16 protein-coding genes and 1 rRNA gene are annotated in these 19752 nt (G+C 43.6%); 9 read left to right on the forward strand and 8 right to left on the reverse strand.

The window, feature by feature from the left end; translation table 11 throughout:
* The 4 genes from rrf to BMX05_RS05050 form a co-directional block, all read left to right on the forward strand.
* Positions 1-96: ribosomal RNA gene (gene rrf / locus BMX05_RS05035) — 5S ribosomal RNA — on the forward strand; the annotation flags it as partial.
* A gap of 166 nt (positions 97-262) precedes the next feature.
* Positions 263-1543: a hypothetical protein gene (locus BMX05_RS05040; RefSeq protein ID WP_093308886.1), complete on the forward strand. Its 1281-nt coding sequence runs from the start codon at positions 263-265 to the stop codon at positions 1541-1543.
* 13 nt (positions 1544-1556) lie between these two features.
* The gene (locus BMX05_RS05045; RefSeq protein ID WP_093308887.1) at positions 1557-2273 is read left to right on the forward strand and encodes an OmpA family protein; all 717 of its coding nucleotides are present in this window, start codon (positions 1557-1559) and stop codon (positions 2271-2273) included.
* The gene (locus tag BMX05_RS05050; RefSeq protein WP_093308888.1) at positions 2274-2864 is read left to right on the forward strand and encodes a hypothetical protein; all 591 of its coding nucleotides are present in this window, start codon (positions 2274-2276) and stop codon (positions 2862-2864) included. It abuts the gene before it with no gap.
* On the opposite strand, the gene cysN is transcribed toward BMX05_RS05050, so the two are convergent.
* The 4 genes from cysN to glyA form a co-directional block, all read right to left on the reverse strand.
* Entirely contained in the window at positions 2861-4282 is a 1422-nt protein-coding gene (gene cysN / locus BMX05_RS05055; RefSeq protein ID WP_093308889.1) for a sulfate adenylyltransferase subunit CysN, read from the reverse strand. The two genes, BMX05_RS05050 and cysN, sit on opposite strands and share 4 nt — an antisense overlap.
* A gap of 24 nt (positions 4283-4306) precedes the next feature.
* Positions 4307-5212, reverse strand: a complete 906-nt coding sequence (cysD, locus tag BMX05_RS05060) for a sulfate adenylyltransferase subunit CysD (protein WP_093308890.1) — start codon at positions 5210-5212, stop codon at positions 4307-4309.
* 165 nt (positions 5213-5377) lie between these two features.
* Positions 5378-5695, reverse strand: a complete 318-nt coding sequence (gene tusA, locus BMX05_RS05065) for a sulfurtransferase TusA (RefSeq protein ID WP_093309058.1) — start codon at positions 5693-5695, stop codon at positions 5378-5380.
* Positions 5696-5775: 80 nt separating this feature from the next.
* Complete coding sequence (gene glyA, locus BMX05_RS05070) at positions 5776-7032, reverse strand: serine hydroxymethyltransferase (RefSeq protein ID WP_093308891.1); 1257 nt, start codon at positions 7030-7032, stop codon at positions 5776-5778.
* A gap of 266 nt (positions 7033-7298) precedes the next feature.
* Here glyA and ettA point away from each other — a divergent pair, with 266 nt between their 5' ends.
* Positions 7299-8960, forward strand: coding sequence for an energy-dependent translational throttle protein EttA (ettA, locus tag BMX05_RS05075; protein ID WP_093309059.1), 1662 nt, complete (start codon positions 7299-7301; stop codon positions 8958-8960).
* A 60-nt stretch (positions 8961-9020) separates the two neighbouring features.
* On the opposite strand, the gene BMX05_RS05080 is transcribed toward ettA, so the two are convergent.
* Both BMX05_RS05080 and BMX05_RS05085 read right to left on the reverse strand, forming a co-directional pair.
* Positions 9021-9335: a high-potential iron-sulfur protein gene (locus BMX05_RS05080; RefSeq protein WP_093308892.1), complete on the reverse strand. Its 315-nt coding sequence runs from the start codon at positions 9333-9335 to the stop codon at positions 9021-9023.
* Between the two features lie 266 nt (positions 9336-9601).
* Entirely contained in the window at positions 9602-10570 is a 969-nt protein-coding gene (locus BMX05_RS05085) for a hypothetical protein (RefSeq protein WP_093308893.1), read from the reverse strand.
* Between the two features lie 103 nt (positions 10571-10673).
* On the opposite strand from BMX05_RS05085, the gene BMX05_RS05090 reads away from it, so the two are divergent.
* Positions 10674-11681 (forward strand): patatin-like phospholipase family protein, encoded by a 1008-nt coding sequence (locus tag BMX05_RS05090; RefSeq protein WP_093308894.1) that lies wholly within the window; start codon positions 10674-10676, stop codon positions 11679-11681.
* Positions 11682-11798: 117 nt separating this feature from the next.
* Positions 11799-12761 carry a cysteine synthase A gene (gene cysK, locus BMX05_RS05095; RefSeq protein WP_093308895.1) on the forward strand — a complete coding sequence of 321 codons (963 nt, stop codon included), beginning with the start codon at positions 11799-11801 and terminating at the stop codon, positions 12759-12761.
* Between the two features lie 39 nt (positions 12762-12800).
* On the opposite strand, the gene BMX05_RS05100 is transcribed toward cysK, so the two are convergent.
* Positions 12801-14873 carry a putative bifunctional diguanylate cyclase/phosphodiesterase gene (locus BMX05_RS05100; protein ID WP_093308896.1) on the reverse strand — a complete coding sequence of 691 codons (2073 nt, stop codon included), beginning with the start codon at positions 14871-14873 and terminating at the stop codon, positions 12801-12803.
* A 163-nt stretch (positions 14874-15036) separates the two neighbouring features.
* Positions 15037-17919, reverse strand: coding sequence for a DUF748 domain-containing protein (locus tag BMX05_RS05105; protein WP_177166800.1), 2883 nt, complete (start codon positions 17917-17919; stop codon positions 15037-15039).
* Between the two features lie 182 nt (positions 17920-18101).
* Between BMX05_RS05105 and BMX05_RS05110 the strand changes: the two genes are divergently transcribed.
* Positions 18102-18695, forward strand: coding sequence for an anthranilate synthase component II (locus BMX05_RS05110; RefSeq protein ID WP_093308898.1), 594 nt, complete (start codon positions 18102-18104; stop codon positions 18693-18695).
* A gap of 23 nt (positions 18696-18718) precedes the next feature.
* On the forward strand, positions 18719-19744 hold the full coding sequence (trpD, locus tag BMX05_RS05115) for an anthranilate phosphoribosyltransferase (RefSeq protein ID WP_093308899.1): 1026 nt from the start codon (positions 18719-18721) through the stop codon (positions 19742-19744).
* The last annotated feature ends 8 nt before the right edge of the window (positions 19745-19752 follow it).

Genomic DNA, 19752 nt, shown 5'->3' on the forward strand with positions numbered 1-19752 from the left:
TGAACCACCTGAATCCATGCCGAACTCAGCAGTGAAACCGCGTCGCGCCGATGATAGTGTGGGGTCTCCCCATGTGAAAGTAGGTTATCGTCAAGCACCTAATAGAAAAACCCTCAAGCACCTGCTTGGGGGTTTTTTTGTGCTTAAAGTAAGCTGTCAAACATGTAAAATTATCCCTGTTAGAGAGTGTCCATGTTAAGATGTTTTAGATTAACAAGATAAAATTTTCTGGGGTACTAATTTAAATTTTTAAGGTCAGGCTATGGAATTCTTAAACGCTTTATCACCTCTGACCCAAATATTTTCTGGGCTAATTATTATTTTAACCTTATATTTTCACGGACCTGTTTATTCATTGCGTACAGTAAATACAGCGCCCTCTATTTTAACAAGTTTAGGTATTTTAGGCACTTTTTTAGGTGTTGCTTTAGGGCTAATGGACTTTAATAGCGCAGATATAGAAGCTAGTGTTCCCGGATTAATAGAAGGTTTAAAAACGGCTTTTTGGTCTTCTATCGTAGGTTTAATTGGTGCAATGACAATTAAATTACGTCATGTGCTGAACCATGTGCGTGGTTTAGATGGTACAAAAAAAGTAACAGGTGCAACTCTTGATGATGTAGCAACTTTGTTGGGGGATATACGCATGTTGCTAGATAAATCGAATTTGAGCCAGCTAGGCGCGCAAATGCAGAGCACACAAGTAAGCTTTGATAAAAATCTTCAGGAATTAACAAAGACTCTTAATAAACAACAAACTGACATTTTGCAGTACCAGAGCGAAGTCGCACAAAAAAATACACAGGCATTACAGGAAGCACTTAAATCCTTGTTAATAGAATTTAATGAAAAAATTAAAGTTGAGTATGGCGAAAATTTTAAACATCTTAATTCTGCTGTAGAGTCGATGCTTGTATGGCAACAAAGCTATAAAGAAGAATTGAATAAGTTAATTCGCGAGCAAGAAGCTAATGGCAAAGTTCTAGATAAAGCAACAGAAGCTTATAAAACCATGGTAGAGCATACACAGGCCTTTAATCAAGTTTCGGCTTCTTTAGGAGATGTGATGCAAGGTTTACAGCAACAATCTAATGCCTTGGGTGCTTACTTAGAAGGTTTAGCAAAGCTTGTAAGTAAAGCTTCTGATGGCTTACCTGCTTTAGAGGGGCGTGTATTTGCTTTGACAGAAGAACTCGCGCAAGGTATTCAAATAAGTCATCAACAAATGAATGATCTTTTATTAAAGACAGGTAAGCATATTGAAAAAACAGTGATTCAGGTGACTCAGGATATGAGTATTAATATTGAAACTTTACAAGATAAACAGAAAAATTTACTTATTAAAATGTTAGACCGTAATGAACAACAACTTACAAGAATGGATCAAGCTTTAGAGTATGAGCTAACCCACTCATTACAAAGTTTTGGCTTTCAATTGGCGGCTTTATCGGAGAAATTTGTGAATGATTATATGCCCTTGACAGATAAGCTAAGAGATGTAGTAAGTTTAGCGGAACAAATTAATCCATCTAAAGATTCTTGATAGTAGGTTATTTATGTACTCGCAAGATGAAGAAGAAACCCAAAGCACAGCAGAAGATGGTGCTCATTGGATTTCCGTAAGTGATTTAATGGCAGCACTTATGATGGTGTTTTTATTATTATCTGTTATTTTTATGGTGATTGTGCAAAAAGAATCACAAAAAATAAAGGAAGTGGCTGAGCTTTATATTGATCTTCGTGAGAATCTGTATCAAGATTTATTGAAAGAGTTTGAAAAAGATTTGCCTCGTTGGGGTGCTGAATTAAAGAAAGATCTATCCTTACAGTTTTACAATACAGATATTTTATTTGAAGTTGGCTCAGCAGAGCTTAAATCTAGTTTTAAATTAATATTACAGGATTTTTTTCCACGTTATACAAAAATAATTACCTCAGATGCTTATCGTAACGAAATTGCTGAAGTACGTATTGAAGGTCATACATCAAGTGATTGGACTAATGCTGTTAATGAAGACGAAGCCTATATTAATAATATGCGTTTATCACAAGCACGTACACGTTCTACATTAGCTTATTTATTAAGTTTGCAAGCCGTATTTAATCAAAAAATTTGGTTATTAGACCATGTAACTGCAAATGGACTTTCTTCTTCTAAGCTCATCTTGGATACTCAGGGACAAGAAGATTCTGAACGTTCACGCCGAGTAGAATTTCGTTTGCGTACAGATGCTGATGCGAGGATACGTGCTATTTTGGAACGAGGGACTTAAATGAAATTACCTAATTTCTTGGAGGATGAAGCTTTTAATCAGCTGAGGAAAAAGATGGGAACCTCTAGGTATGGTTATTTTAAGCTCTTTAACCCAAAGTATCATCTGACTGGTCAAGAAAGGTCTTTATTAGAATTACAGGGGAAGAAAGTCTCAATTAGAAATTTGGTGCCTTTGGCAGATTCTACTTGGGCATTTAAAAATACTAGAGTGATTTTATACCTTCCAGAATCATCTGTTTACCATTTAGCACAGTGTCAAAAATTAAAACAACATGAATATGTTTATATTAGCACTAAACGCGAAGGTGATTTGCCTTTGATAAAACAAGAGACACGTACAGCATCATTGAAAATATGTGAACACTGTTTACAAGTTTTAGGTTATAAAGGTTTCGATTTGAGAAAAAATAGAAAAGTGGCTTATAGCCAGAAAATATTACAAGAATTCTCGCGTAGTGAGTTTTTTCGTTTGTATCGTCAATACCCTATCAATATAGAAGCTTTACTAGAGAAGCAGGCTAATATAACTCAGAATTTAACACCTGTATTGAGCCAACGTCAACACAGGCGTTTAAAAAATACGTTTTAACTTTTAATCAGTTGGCTAATATCTTTAGCTTGCCAATGGGGGAAGTGTTTACGGATAAGTGCATTAAGTTCTAGTTCAAAGCTGGAATGGCTTGTCTCTTCTTGTAATTTATCTAGATTCTGAGTAATCATACCAGCTGCTAGCGTCAAGTTAGAGAGACGATCAATGAGAATAAAACTTCCCGTGTGTGGGCAAGCTTCATAGGTATCAAAAGCAACAGGCATTGTTAATTCTAATCGACATAAAGCAATACCATTGAGAGATAAGTGATCGCTGGCTTCTTTTGCTAGGGTGTTAATATCTACTTGATAGTCAATATGGGTTACATAAGCAGAAGTAAACTGTGTACCTAACTTAATATGATATTGCTTGCCAATTTGTAAGGGGGTTTCATGCATCCATACAAGGTGTGCCTGCAGGTGCTGAGATAAATGAGTGTCTTGCTCAGCAGCAAGAATTAAATCCCCTCGGGAAATATCTATCTCATCATTTAATGTTAGGGTAATCGCTTGACCTGCATAAGCTGTTTCTAGCTCACCTTCATAAGTAATAATAGATTTAATTGTAGACGTTTTTCCTGAAGGTAACACTTTGATTTTCTGGCCAACATTGAGGCTTCCGGAAGCTAGAGTACCACAGTAGCCACGGAAATTTAAATGTGGTCGATTAACATACTGTACGGGGAAACGCACTGCATCATAGTTGATATCTTTAGCAATTTCGACTTCTTCGAGCCAAGACATTAGGGTGTTACCTTGATACCAAGGCATATGCGCGCTTGGGTGAACGACGTTATCACCTGCTAGGGCAGAAATAGGTACAAATTGAATATCTTGTACACCTAAATCTTGAGCAAAAGTTAAATAATCTGTTTTAATTTGCGCAAAGGTTTGTTCACTGTAATCAACTAAATCCATTTTGTTAATGGCAATCACAAAGTGTTTAATGCCTAGTAGGGAACAAATGAAACTATGGCGTCTAGTTTGCGTTTGCACACCGTAACGTGCATCAATTAATAAGATAGCCAATTGTGCGGTTGAGGCACCTGTAGCCATATTGCGAGTGTATTGCTCATGCCCTGGAGTATCTGCAATAATAAATTTACGCTTATCTGTAGAAAAATAGCGATAAGCAACATCAATGGTAATACCTTGTTCGCGTTCTGATTGGAGTCCATCAACCAGTAAGGCTAAATCAGGTGCTTCGCCTGTGGTACCAACCTTTTTACTGTCTGCAGTGACTGCTGCAAGTTGATCTTCATAGATCATTTTAGAATCATGTAATAAGCGCCCGATCAGGGTTGATTTGCCATCATCGACACTGCCACAAGTAATAAAACGTAATAAGTCTTTTTGCTCATGTTGCTGCAAATAAGCTTGGATAGTCTCAGGCGTAATTTGAGTGCTTGAAGTATGCATGATAGAAGCCTTTATAAATATGAGTTAGAAATAACCTTCACGCTTTTTCTTTTCCATAGATCCAGCTTGATCATGATCTATAGCACGGCCTGAACGTTCAGACGTTCGTGCAACTAGCATTTCTTGAATTATCTCAGGCAAGGTATTTGCACTGGATTCTACCGCCCCTGTTAAAGGATAACAGCCTAATGTTCTAAAGCGGACTTCTTTATATTCTGGGGTTTCACCTGCATTTAATGGCATGCGCTCATCATCAATCATAATTAGCATGCCATCACGCTCTACAATAGGGCGTTTTGCTGCTAAATAAAGGGGAACAATGGGGATGTTTTCTAAATAAATATATTGCCAAATATCTAATTCCGTCCAGTTAGATAAAGGAAAGACACGAATAGATTCCCCTTGATTGACACGGCTATTATAAAGATTCCAAAGTTCAGGACGTTGGTTTTTAGGGTCCCAACGATGGAATTTATCACGGAAAGAATAAACACGTTCTTTGGCACGTGATTTTTCTTCATCACGACGTGCACCACCAAAGGCAGCATCAAATTTATAATGATTTAAAGCTTGTTTTAAGCTTTCTGTTTTCATGATGTCGGTATATTTGCCGCCATGTTCAAAAGGGTTAATACCGGCATCCACGCCTTCTTGGTTGGTATGCACTATTAAGTCCATACCGGCTTCTTGCGCCATACGATCACGGAAGGTGATCATTTCACGGAATTTCCACGTAGTATCTATGTGCATTAAAGGAAACGGTGGACGCCCTGGGAAAAAGGCCTTGCGTGCAAGGTGCAGCATGACAGAAGAGTCTTTACCGATGGAATAAAGCATCACCGGATTATCAAACTCGGCGGCAACCTCGCGGATGATATGGATTGATTCAGCTTCAAGCTGTTTCAAATGTGTCAGGCGTTTCGGTGTCATGCTGGTGAACCCCATCATACAAAAGCGAATAACTCTGTGTGCTTGGCAAGGTTTTTAAGTCTGCAAAAGCGGCCGAGTTGATCAACAAAAAGCACTAAAAAACGCAGCTAGTTAACCTGCTTCTTCTTATTTCGTCAAAGTATTTAAAAATATTTTATTATAACTTTAAGTTTGCTTGGTCAGGCTGAGGAGATAATGATATTGGTTTTGATCATCCTGCCCTTGATGCAACAAAGGATACCGCAAAAAAGTGCAAAACTTGGGAATATCTCTTTGCGTGGCCGGATCGGTTGCTATGACATGCAAAATGCTTTGACTATCTAAAGCGCGCACAGCTTGATGTAAAAGCATAATGGGCTCGGGACAATACAAGTGACAAGTGTCTAGTACGTGGCTTGCTTTGGGTAGGTCGGTTTCACAGATCAGGGGGTAATCTGCTTCGGCACAGGTTAATAAAGGAAGGGAAGATAAGGGATTTGTCATCGCTTGGCCCCATAAATAAAAGGATGCCCGCAAAGGACATCCTTAATGATTACCTAAATGCTAAAAATAGCAGGGAATGGTTAGTTCGCATACACAGGGAAACGCGCACACAAGGCAGAAGCTTGTGCTTTGACACGTTCAATGGTTTCTTCATTGTGAATATCGTCGAGAATATCACAAATCCAAGTGGCAAGTTCGCGACACTCTACTTCCGTGAATCCACGGGTTGTAACCGCAGGGGTACCAATGCGCAGACCTGAAGTGACAAAGGGGCTTTGTGGATCATTTGGCACAGCATTTTTGTTCACTGTGATATGGGCACGACCCAGCGCTGCATCGGCATCCTTCCCTGTAATCCCTTGACGGATCAAAGAAAGCAAGAAGAGGTGATCATCTGTGCCTTGGGAAACCACATCATAACCACGGTCCATCATCACGCTGGCCATCGCACGCGCATTTTTCACTACTTGTGCTTGGTACGTTTTGAAGTCTTCACCCATGGCTTCTTTAAAACAAATGGCCTTTGCAGCAATCACATGCATTAAAGGACCGCCCTGCCCACCAGGGAAAACTGCAGAGTTGAGCTTTTTGTGTAGCTCAGGATCATCTTTTGCCAAAATCAAACCGCCACGAGGGCCGCGTAAGGTTTTATGTGTGGTCGTGGTGACGACATCTGCATAAGGCATAGGTGAGGGATAAACACCCGCTGCCACCAGGCCGGCAATGTGTGCCATATCAACAAATAGATAAGCGCCGACTTGATCTGCAATCTCACGGAATTTTGCCCAATCAACAATCCGCGAGTAAGCAGAAAAACCAGCCAGAATCATTTTAGGCTGATGTTCTTTTGCTAAGCGTTCAACTTCGGCGTAATCAATTTCGCCGGTTTCAGGATTTAAACCGTACTGAACAGCATGATAAATTTTGCCGGAGAAATTAGGTTTAGCACCATGCGTGAGGTGACCACCATCCGCAAGGCTCATCCCTAATACAGTATCACCTGGTTGTAAAAGTGCCATGTAAACTGCACTGTTGGCTTGTGAACCAGAGTGTGGTTGTACGTTGGCATAAGCCGCGCCAAATAATTCTTTTGCACGATCAATGGCTAATTGCTCCACCACATCGACGTGCTCACAGCCGCCATAGTAACGCTTGTAAGGATAACCTTCTGCGTATTTATTGGTCAGTACGCTACCTTGGGCTTGGAGGACACGTGGACTAGTGTAGTTTTCAGAGGCGATCAGCTCGATGTGATCTTCTTGACGTTGAGCTTCAGCTTCCATCGCTGCCCAAACCTCAGGATCAAAGTCAGCAACGCGCATATCAGGTGTAAACATAAAAGCGGGCCTCGAATTACGGGGATAAAGATAAAAGCATCAGTCGCCAGATAAGTACTAGCGAAGCAAAGATAAAGATTCTTTATTCTACCCTACTCAAGTCGGCAAGGCATAATGAAAAGAAAGTGCAAATAACACGAGTTTTTTTCAACTTGCTAAGGTGCTCACTGGCATTCCCTTGAGGAAATGTCTATGATCTGCGCCATCTATACCCTGAGCAAATAGGCTCTTTTGACCTTTGACCAAAATGATAAATGGGTGAACGCATGGCTCAATATGTATTTACAATGAATCGTGTGGGCAAGGTGGTGCCCCCGAAACGTGAAATCTTAAAGGATATTTCCTTATCCTTCTTTCCAGGCGCAAAAATTGGGGTTCTAGGCCTCAACGGTGCGGGTAAATCGACTTTATTACGCATTATGGCAGGCGTTGACCAAGAATATAATGGTGAAGCTCGCCCTATGTCAGGGATTAATATTGGCTATTTACCACAAGAACCTCAACTTGATCCGCAAAAACAAGTGCGTGAAATTGTTGAAGAAGCCGTTTCTGGCATTAAAGAAGCGCAAGCACGTTTAGATGAAGTGTACACAGCCTATGCAGATCCAGACGCAGATTTTGATGCCTTAGCCGCTGAACAGGCGCGTTTAGAAAACATTATTCAAGCGGCAGATGCGCACAACCTAGAACGCAAGTTAGAGGTTGCTGCAGAGGCATTACGCTTACCCCCTTGGGATGCGAAAGTAGAGCATTTATCGGGCGGGGAAAAACGCCGGGTTGCCCTGTGCCGTTTGTTACTTTCTAGCCCAGATATGCTGTTACTGGATGAGCCAACCAACCACTTGGATGCGGAATCTGTGGCTTGGTTAGAGCGCTTTCTGCATGAATATCCAGGCACTGTGGTCGCCATTACTCACGATCGTTACTTCTTGGATAATGTGGCGGGTTGGATTTTAGAGCTCGACCGTGGTCAAGGAATTCCTTGGCAAGGAAACTACTCGTCTTGGTTGGAGCAAAAAGAGCAGCGCTTAGAGCAAGAAGCTAAATCTGAAGTGGCACGTCAGAAAACGATCAAGCAGGAGTTAGAATGGGTTCGCCAGAATCCGAAAGGACGTCAAGCAAAATCAAAAGCCCGCTTGAAGCAGTTTGAAGAATTGCAATCGCAAGATTATCAAACACGTAATGAAACTAACGAAATTTATATTCCACCTGGCCCGCGTCTTGGCGATAAAGTGGTGGAGTTTAATCAAGTAAGTAAAAGTTTTGATGGTCGTGTTCTGTTTGAAGATCTTTCTTTCAGTCTACCTAAAGGGGCGATTGTCGGGATTGTTGGGGGTAATGGTGCGGGTAAATCGACCCTGTTTAAATTGATTGCAGGGGTTGAGCAGCCAGACCAAGGCCAAGTCGTGATTGGTGAAACCGTACAAATGGCTTTTGTAGATCAGTTACGTGATGGGCTTGATGGCAACCAGAGTGTTTGGGAAGCTGTGTCCGAAGGCCAAGATATTTTGCGTATTGGCAGTTATGAAGTGCCTTCGCGTGCCTATGTTGGGCGTTTTAACTTCAAAGGCCAAGATCAGCAAAAACGTGTGGGAGAGCTTTCCGGTGGGGAGCGCGGCCGTTTGCATTTGGCCATGGTACTTAAACAAGCGGCTAACTTGTTGCTTTTGGATGAGCCTTCCAACGACTTGGATATTGAAACCTTGCGTGCTTTGGAAGAAGCTTTGTTAAGTTTCCCCGGTTGTGCCATGGTGATTTCGCACGATCGTTGGTTCCTTGATCGGATCGCGACCCACATTCTTGCCTATGAGGGAGATTCTAAAGTGGTGTTTTTCGAAGGTAACTACAGCGAATACGAAGAAGACCACAAAAAGCGGGTGGGTGATGATACACCGCACCGCATTAAGTACAAGCGTATTGATGCTTAACCGAGAAACCAAAAAACCCCGCAAATGCGGGGTTTTCTTATTGACCAAGGCGGGAATAAATCAGCCTGGTTTTTTGGTCCAAGATTGACACCAGCCAGCAGGTGCAACCGAGTTCTGTGGGAAAAGCGCACAACCATTGTTGTCTGCTTTGAAGAACATGCAGTTTTCACAGGTTTGGCCTGCAGCATATTTTGCATGAGTAGAAGTCGTTGCGTCGACGACATAGTGCAGTGCTTTAGCCTGTGGGTGATCTTCTGGCAGCTCAGGTAAGGTGGCAGCGAAAGCTTCGCGGCTCATTACGCCCATACCGAAAGGCAGCGCAGCTAAACCTAATAAACCTGCTTTCATGAAATTACGACGGCTTTTATTGGCCATGGTTTGATTCCTCATCATCAAGTCTTAAGGCTAGGTCAGTAGCCTTTGGAGTTTTTCCCAAACCGCGACTCTTCTGAATGAGAGCTGATTAGATGCGGCGTGGATTTCGCTTAGCTTGTTAGAGGGTCAGCTCGAACAAGCACATTAGCTAATATATTAACAAGCACTGATTTGATCGAATTATACGCTGATTTTAGCAGATGACCAAGCAAGGTTTGCCTGTCACGGATCAAAATTAAGCATAAAAATATCAATAAGATATCTGCTTACCCTTCAGGTCTTGGACCTAAGTCGTAGTCTTGTGCAGGTTCTAACACCTGCATTAATTGTGCCCAGGTGATAAAGGTGACAGGGGTTTCCTCCTGTGCGCCTGTTTGCGCTTGGACACATAAAATCCCTTGAGGTTGCGGATAATAACGATACACCTGCTCAGGTTTATCCCAAGATAAGGCTTGTTCAAGATAATAACGTGGCTCAAGTAAAGGTAAGCTGGGTTCTGTATGTAAATCAGGTGTATATAAAGGGTAATCTTGCGGACGCAACTGAGTATGTAAACGCCCCTCCGAATCTACCATTAATTCTCCGGTTAAGCTGTCTTGCCAGCTTTGCCGCAAGATCAAAGGCGTTGCTAGTGATTGCTGCGTTACACGTAAATATTTAATGGCTAACACTAATTGTGGGCTATCTAACAATAAGGGGCGGAAATTTTCGCCCACAAAGTGGGCCGCTAAGGCATGAATAAATAAGGGAGCAGGTGTGCTTTGCTTGGGGAAGTGTTCAGGATCTAAATGGACTAAAAAACCCTGACGCTTGGCATCATAGCCAATTAAAACTTGGCTAGTTTGTGGCTGTAACACAGGTTTAAGTGCCATTTGACTGGCTTGAGGTACTAGACGTGCATAAGGTGCAGAATGCATTTCTACAAGCAAAGCGGTCCCTTGTGTTTGCGGGTCCAAAACTAAAGAAACCTGCCCCTCTTGGTTGCTAATATTTTGTTTGAGCTGATTTTTTAGTTTTTCTAAAGGTTCTGCAAGCTCATATTGCTCAAAGCTCACTAGCTGAGGCGATGTATGCAAGCTCGGCGGTGTAAATGCGAGTGCAGGTGTACTTATCAAGGTCAATACGCTGATCAAAATCCAGTCTTGCTGCCGTCCGGGAAAAATCTCGCCCAAATCGGCTAAATAAAGTGTCAGCGCAAGGGGTTGCCATCTGCGTCCAAGGCTTATTTGCATCATTCTGACCTGTCCCGGTATTCACTCTTGATATGTGTCTTATGTATGCTCAAAGGTAGCTTAATACAAAATTAAGTGGGTCTATCATCCTTTAAGGATCTTCAAGATGCAAACAAATAAGACAGTCGCTTTAGTTTTGGGAAGTGGGGGTGCGCGTGGCTATGCGCACATTGGTGTGATTGAAGAGTTAGAAGCCAGAGGCTACGAAATTATTTGTGTTTCTGGGTGTTCTATGGGCGCTTTAGTCGGCGGTGTTTATGCTGCTGGACAACTAAAAGCTTTCAAAGAGTGGGTCACTCGCCTAGATTACTTGGATGTATTGCGTTTAGTGGATATCACTTGGAGTCCTATGGGGGCGATGCGCGGTGAACGTGTGATGGAGGTGATTAGTGATTTATTAGCTGGAATGCGTATCGAAGATTTACCCATCGCGTTTACAACCGTGGCGACTGATTTATTAGAGCAAAAAGAGGTCTGGTTTCAAGAAGGCAGTTTAGAAACTGCCATTCGTGCTTCAATTGCTGTACCTGGGGTGATCACCCCAGTACATGCGGGGAATCGTATTTTAGTCGATGGCGGTTTAGTGAACCCCCTACCTATTATTCCTACCGTATCAAGTCATGCGGATTTAATTCTCGCAGTGAATGTAACCGCACAAAAAGGACGTGCGACTTTAAATGAACTCATGCCAGATTGGATTAAACGCCACAGAACCCCAGATATGCAGCAGCCAGCTAAGGGATTAAGTGAATGGGTAAAACGGGTACAGGGGTTAGCGGGACAGCTATTAAATAAGCAAGCCTCGAATGAGGTCTTAAAAGAAATCAAAACAGAGGAGCAAACCCCGCTAGGATCGGAAATGAACTGGAGTAAGTTGGATTTAATGTTGCAATCCTTTGAGATCACCCAAGCGGCGTTAGCACAATATAAGATGGCAGGTTATCCCCCAGATATCGTAGTGGAAATTCCTAAAACTGTATGTGCGGGTTATGAGTTTCATAAAGCGCCTGAATTAATCGAATTAGGGCGGCGTATGGCACGGGACGTTTTGGATAATTATGAGCAAGTCACGCCACTTCCCGGTGGTGATTTAGACGATATTCTTGGAGTTTAATTGACAAAAGGAATAAAAAACCCAATGCTTATAGCTAGTTTTTTGTAAGCCTGACTTTTATACTAGGTTTCCACGCTGTCGACCTTGGTTCATTTCGCCGTCATTTTAGGAGTAAGCATGAGCATCTTTGCCGATAATTCCTTAACTATAGGCCGTACCCCTTTAGTGCATCTGTCACGCATTGCGCCTGGTAAAAAAATCTTCGCTAAAATTGAAAGCCGCAACCCTGCTTTTTCAGTGAAATGCCGTATTGGCGCCAATATGATTTGGGATGCAGAACAGCGTGGTGTGCTCAAGGCAGGGATGGAAATTATTGAACCCACCTCAGGCAATACAGGTATTGCCTTGTGTTTTGTGGGTGCTGCACGCGGTTATCCAGTGATTTTAACTATGCCAGCTTCTATGAGCCTAGAGCGTCGTAAAGTGATGAAGGCTTTGGGTGCCAATATTATTTTGACCGAGCCAGCGAAAGGAATGCAAGGTGCGGTGGATAAAGCACGCGAGCTGGCGCAAGCGGACCCAGAACGTTATTTTATGCCACAACAATTTGAGAATCCTGCCAATCCTGCGATTCATGAACAAACGACAGGTCCAGAAATTTGGCAAGATACCCAAGGCGAAGTGGATGTCTTTGTCGCCGGCGTAGGCACAGGCGGCACTTTAAGTGGTGTCTCGCGTTACTTAAAACAGCATAAAGCAATTACGAGTGTGGCTGTTGAGCCGCAAGATTCTGCCATTATTGGGCAAGCGTTGCGTGGCGAGAAGATCACACCCGCACCTCATAAAATTCAAGGTATAGGAGCCAACTTTATTCCTAAAAACTTGGATTTAAGTTTGGTCGATCGTGTGGAAGCTGTGAGTAATGAAGAGGCAATTGCTCAGGCACGTCAACTCATGCTCAAAGAAGGGATTTTGTGTGGGATATCCTGTGGTGCTGCGCTGGCGGCGACATTACGCTTAAGCGAATTGGACGAGTTCAAAGACAAAACCTTAGTGGTTATCTTGCCTGATTCTGGCGAGCGTTACTTGTCTAGTGTGTTATTTGAAGGGATCTTTACCGAGCAAGAATTACAAGCCTAATGCCCTGAAGTCCCTGCTCTAAGAAGTGGGGGCTCTTTCCTATAATACGTGAAAACTGCGCTGTTTAATAAAGTCCGCTAAAGCCTCTAAAGGCAGTGGTGGACTATATAAATAGCCTTGGGCTTGTGAGCATCCCATATCTAATAAGGCACCTGCTTGTTGTGCTGTTTCTACGCCTTCGGCAATGATTTCTAAATCCAAAGCTTTTGCCATACCAATAATAGCTTGCACAATCGCAGTATCTTGGTGGGCAAGTTGGTCAATAAAACTTTTATCAATTTTTAAAATATCTAAGGGCAAACGATGTATTTGGCTTAAAGAGGAATACCCTGTACCAAAATCATCAATAGAAAGTTTTACTCCCTGTTCACGAATACTCGTTAATGTCTGTAAAACGGTATCTGCTTGATGAATAAAAAAGTCCTCAGAAATTTCTAATTCTAAAAGGCTAGGATCAAGCTGGTTTTGTTGTAATGCACTATCTAAGGTAGCTAATAAAGTCCCTGCCTCAATTTGTACACCAGAAACATTGACGGCTACCTTGGGAATCGCGACTCCTTGTTGTTGCCACTGGCGCATTTGATGGCAGGCAGTTTGCAAAACCCAAGCACCGATTTCAATAATTAAGCCGGTTTCCTGGGCGACAGGAATAAATTGTGCTGGTGAGACCAAGCCACGCTTAGGGTGTTGCCAGCGGATTAAAGCCTCTACCCCTGTGATTTGTTGTAAGCGCATATCAATTTGTGGCTGATAAACCAAGAAAAATTCTTCGTTATCGAGTGCTTCTCTGAGTTCGCCTTCAAGTTGTAAGCGTGCGCTCGTATGTTGATCAAGTACTGGGGTGTAAAAAGCACATTGTTGTGAGCCTAAACGTTTGGCTTGATTTAATGCACTATGCGCTTTTTGAATAAGGGCTTCTAAATCAAAATCTGTATAAGTGGCATCTTCGATGACACCTGAACTGGCCGTAATGTATAAACGCCGATCACGCAGTTGAAATGGACGGACAAATAAAGTACGCAAAAAATCGAGTGTTTTTTGAATACTTTCTTTCTCAGTAAAAGGCACTAAAAGTAAAAATTCGTCAGCAGCAAGATGGGTGACAAGAATTTCTTCAGGAAAAGATTCTAATAATCGTTGTGCAACGGCCTGCAATAATAAATCACCGTACCCATAGCCAAAGCTGTGATTAATATTTTTAAAACGATCTAAATCGAGATAAATATAAGCAACTCGAATGCCATATTCGTGCCAACGTGCCCGCCAAGTGTCGCCTTGACGCTGTAAATAATGTCGATTAACCAAGCCTGTCACATGATTATGTTCTGCGATATGGCTTAAGCGCTCTTCTAAGTGCTTGCGGTCACTAATATCACGAAACCCACCGACCATGCATAATTCGCCGCGAATAGGAATGCAGGTTGCAGAAACGAGTACCGCACGTAGCTGACCTTGGCGGTTACGATAACGAGTTTCTAGCCCTGTGACTTTATTGTGTAAGGTAAGCTGAGTACGCAAGGTTTCGCGAAAATGTGGGTCTGCCCAGATTTGTAGCTCGGCGGGTGTGCGCCCCAAAGCCTCCTCACGTAAATATCCAGTGTATTCACAAAAAGCACGATTGACTTCGATATAACATCCATCGCTTAAGCGGGTAATGGTGACAGCATCTGGAATCGTGTCAAAAATCACCGAAAAAAATTGATCATCTTGATAAAAACTATCAGTGCGTAAATGTGCATGCCGCAATAAACGGCCTAATTGATCAGCAGCCCCTTGTAAAAATAAATCCTCGCAGCGCCGATATTCTTCAAAACTATTAAAGCCCAGCGCGCGACAAGCTTCCAAACGAATATCTGGGTTTAACGTTAGGACTAAAGCTCTATGCTCAGGGTCTAAGTGAATCGGGTAAATGAGGCTTTTATCTTCGGGATGAATTTGATAAGAAGGACGACTTAATTCAAGTTGATGAGAGAAAAATAAACCTTGGCGCAACAAATGCAGGGCTTTTTGTAAAGAAATATCCGTCGGTAAATGACGTTCAAATAAGAGCGGAAGAGCGACGAAAATCAGATGCGTAGCACTGTGTTGAGAGTAAGGTGTTTCTTCAGGCATCGATACGCTCGCCCTGGGCGTCAAAGGCTAAAATAGGAAGGCTTATTTGGAATACGAAAGGCTAGAATCTAGCAAAATGCGCTAGGGTGTGCAACAAAAAGCCTGATCAAAGCTAGAAGTGCAGGCCTCCTTGGATCAAGAAGGCCTGCATAAGGTGGGAAAATTACTGAACAATCCCCATACGCACTTGGCTTTGTTCGGGCATTTGGGATGCAGGAGAGCACAGGGCAAGACGTTGGTTTTCAATATTGGCAGCGAGTAAAAATTCTCTCACTAAACGTTGGCGAATTTTTTGTAGACTGGCTGCTAATTCCTCTGCTTGGGTGATTTGTGCAAGTTGTGGATAAGCCGCTAACAAAGGTGCCCTAGTTTGTGGGTTTTCTAAGGCTTGTACCTCCTCGCTACCAGCATCAGCACAATAGCTAAAATGTAGGCTTGGCCTGTCGTTAAGCATTTTGACAATTTTCGTGAGATAGTCTTGTTGGCGATCATTTAAACCAACTTGTGCGGGGGGAAAAGTCAAGGGATCTAACTTCACTTGCGTTAAGTATTCAGCCCCTTCTAATGCGAGCTGGCCTAAAGTAATGAGCCCTGTATAAGGTTGCAAACTATTACGCAAATAATATAAGGCAGCTTGCTGTGCTGCTTTACGGGTGACTAATAACAAAGCATCTTCTAAACCGACCTTGGTTTTACCTGCTTGGAAATCGAAGGGAATATCCAGGGCAATTTCACCATCGGAATCTTCTAAAACAGAAATGACCAAGCCCAAAGGCATAGATAGCAAACGGTTAATCTTTTGGGCGGCCTGATCAGAAATGGGATTGGCATCCAAATGATATAATTGCAGTTTAGTATTACCGCGTATCCCTTGCGTATCTTGTTGCGCATCTAAAGTCAGCTGTAATTGGCCACTGGCAAGATTAATCCCTGCATAATGGCGGCTATAGGCATCGAAACTACTTAAAGCCAGATCCTGTAACCGAACCCCAGTTTGCCAGCGAAGTTCAGGTGTTAAAGTGACTTGGCCTTGGACTTTAAAAGGGGTTTGTTCATCTAAAATACCCTCAACTAGCCAAGGCGAGGCTTGCGCATGGGGCATACCTAAATCATCAATACGCATCTTTTGTAGACTAATTTGCGTGTATTCTGGACGTTGCAAATTTAAATCACGCAAGCTGATATATTGGGGTTGCTGAATCGCGATAGATTCTACAAACCATTCCCAAGGCGCACTGGGCGCTGGGGACTTCTCCGCTGGAGGCGCTGGATCTGTCGGTTGTAAGGCTTGTTGCCATAAGGTGATGCGGCTTTGCCAAGGTTCGAGTTGATTTGTTTGGGTCCAGCTGAGGCTTTGGCGACTTTCCAACAGATGCACTGTACCGATAGCCGCTTGGGATTTTGCTAGATCTATGGCCACTTGGCCTACCTCTAATCCCGCAAGATAAAAAGCCTTATCAGCACGGCCTAGATTGAAAGCACCTACTTGTACACCGGCTAAGGTGATTTTGGGCGTCTGTAATACGGCGCCTAAATCCAGTTCACGGAGGCTTAAAGATTCGAGTGCTAAAGGCTCAGGTGTGTTTTTTCCCGTGATGTTTGCGATCTGCAGGGCTGCCAGCGTGCTGGATTCTGGGGTGGTGTGGATTTGCTTAAGCTGAACATCTTGCACTTGGATGTAGGCTTGTGCTGATAAGGGGACTTGTATGTTTTGCAGCCCGAGATCAGCTTGCATCGACCAAGCCTGATGGGCCGTTTTCCAGCCACTTTGACCTTGCCAGCGCAATTGATCTACTTGTACATAAGGGCTATTAAGGCCGCTCAGTTGGAATTGACCCTGATAATCCAGGATAGGTGATGCTAAGGAAGCAACTTGTACCTTTCCTTCTAAGGCAAAATCTTTAAGTTGATGCTTTTGCTGTTCTAACTGGGCTTGTAGGCCGGTCAACTGCACCTTGCCTTGGTAGTTAAGCTGAGGATCGGTGAAAGAAGCCAATTGCAGATCACCTGCTAAAGTCAACTGATCGAGCTGGTGTTTTTGTTGCGCAAGCTGGAGACTTAAATCTGCAAGCTGTAATTTGCCTTGGGTGTTGATCTTGGGTGCATTTGTCTGTGGATCTAAAGGCCAATCAAGTGCCACCTTGCCTTGCCAGCGTAAGTCTTGTAAAGCGACGGCGACATCTTCAGGGATTTGTAAGGCGAGTGCTTGGGTACCAATTTGGCCTTGCGTGGCTACTTGCCAACTTTGAGATTTTTGCACCAGATGAAAGGCTTGTTGTAGATTAACTTGCGTTTTTGCACTGACAGGTAGGCCCCATGCATTCAGTGCTTGCGCCTGCAAGTGGACTTGTCCTTGTACTGGTAAACTAGCGAGTAGCGGTTGAATTTGCGCCTCTAATTGCACTCGGCCCAACTGGGTATCGGCCTGGTACCAAGCAAGATCGAGATGTACTGGGCTGGCAATTTCCGGATAAGCAGAACGCAGTTGACTAATTTCTAACTTGTGCAATGCCAGATCCGGATAAGCTTGGGCAAAACTGAGCTGAATATCTTGTAGATGAAGACTAGATAAACTGATTCGCCAAGGCCAATCACGGCTCGCATCGAGCGCCCATAGATTAGAGGGCGCTTGTTCAGGCGTTGGGCTAGGTGCTTGTAATTGCTGCCAAAGCGGTTCGGGAAGACTTTGTGCTAGTTTTTGTTGCCATTGGATTGGCGTCCACCCGCCGATTTGGGTGATTTGGGTTTTATCTGCATTGAGCTGCAAAGGCACCTGAACACCGCGCCAATGTGCTTGTAACCAAAAGTGTTGGTCTTGTAGGGTATCCCAGCGCCAGCGCAGGGAGAGTTTTTCTGATACGAGTGGATGCTCCACCGCGCCTAAACGTACGCCGTAAAGATCAAAAGAACCAGCAAACCAGCGTATATCTAAACTTTCTACCTGCAAATTAAAGGCTTTACCCCAAGTATTGAGCGCATAAGTGCCAACGGGGTTAATGGCTGCTAGCAAAGCAAGCACAATGCCTATCACCAGCAGCACACTCATGAACAATCCTCGTAAGAGTGTGAGTAACCACATAAGATATCCTATTGCTTAAAAAAATGGATGCTGATAAACAAGCAGATCGAGAGAAAACTTCGATAAGCTAGGCAATCAGCAGGTTATTTTTATTCTAATCTGTGAAAAAATGGCGCTTAGACCGTCAATTGGAGGAGGTTTACCCCCAGATGTTGTTAATGCTTGATAACTACGATTCCTTTACTTACAACCTTGTTCAGTATTTTGCTGAGTTGGGTGCTGAAGTGAAGGTAGTGCGTAACGATGAAATGTGTGTTGAAGAAATTCGTGCGCTAAATCCTAGTCACTTGGTTATTTCTCCCGGTCCTTGTACCCCGAATGAAGCAGGGGTTTCTTTAGCCGCGATTAAAGCCTTTGCTGGTCAATTACCGATTTTAGGGATTTGTTTAGGTCACCAAAGTATAGCGCAAGTCTTTGGTGGACGTGTTGTACGGGCTTCCCAAGTGATGCATGGCAAGGTGTCACGGATTGCTCATGATGGCCAAGGGGTATTCCAAGATTTACCACAAAACTTACAAGTAACGCGTTATCACTCCTTGGTGGTTGAACCGGCAAGTGTGCCACAGGATTTTGTGGTCAGTGCCTGGGTGGGTGAAGACGATGTGACCCCAAATGCCATTATGGGCATTCGTCATCAGCATTTGCCGATTGAGGGCGTGCAGTTCCACCCTGAATCCATCCTCTCCGAGCATGGCCATGCTATGCTCGCCAACTTTCTAAAAATGACTTGCCTGCCTGCTTAAGCAAGCCTTTTGTGGAGACCTTCATGTTATTTAATCAAGCATTAGAAAATCTCATTCGACGACAAGATTTAACACCTACACAAATGCAGCACCTGATGCGTACTCTGATGCGTGGTGAGGCAACTTCTGCACAGATTGCGGCTTTTTTAGTCGCTTTGCGTATGAAAGGCGAAAGTGTCAGTGAGATTACTGCCGCTGCCCAAGTGATGCGCGAGCTGGTGACCCCTGTTGAGATTGCTGATAAACAACACTTAGTCGATATTGTGGGTACTGGGGGCGATGGCGCTAATTTATTTAATGTCTCCACGGCGTCAAGTTTTGTGGTGGCTGCTGCAGGTGGTCGTGTTGCTAAACATGGTAATCGTTCGGCGTCTTCCTCCAGCGGGAGTGCAGATTTAATCGAAGCTGCCGGTATTCGTCTTGATTTAAATCCCGAGCAAGTTAAAGCCTGCATTGAGCAAATTGGCGTCGGTTTTATGTTTGCGCCTCAGCATCACACCGCAATGAAGCATGTGATTGGTCCGCGTAAAGAAATGGGCGTGCGCACCCTCTTTAATGTCTTGGGACCCTTAACCAATCCTGCGCAAGCACCGCATATGCTACTTGGGGTATATAGCCAATCTCTAGTGTCGCCTTTAGCGCAAGTGCTCCACGGTCTGGGGGCTAAGCATGTGTTAGTGGTGTGTTCGGATGAAGGTTTGGATGAGCTTTCGATTGCCGGAAGTACGCGGGTTGCTGAACTTAAACATGGGCATATTGAAGAATATAGTATTACCCCAGAAGCGCTAGGTTTAAGCCGTCATCCACTTGATTCCCTGAAAGTGGCTAATGCGCAGCAAAGTTTGCAAAAAGTGGTTGCCGCCTTGCAGGGGACAGAGACTGCAGCCAGCGAGATGCTCGCGCTCAATGCTGGGGCAGCCCTTTACGCCGCGGATATTGCTGATACTTTAGCTGCGGGTGTGCATATGGCACAAGATGCGATTGCCTCCGGCATGGCGTATCAAAAGATGCAAGAGCTTGCTAGTTTTACCGAGGCTTGCCAAGCCTAGCGTACTGA

Source organism: Allopseudospirillum japonicum (genome assembly GCF_900108915.1).
GTDB classification, from domain to species: Bacteria; Pseudomonadota; Gammaproteobacteria; order Pseudomonadales; family Halomonadaceae; genus Pseudospirillum; species Pseudospirillum japonicum.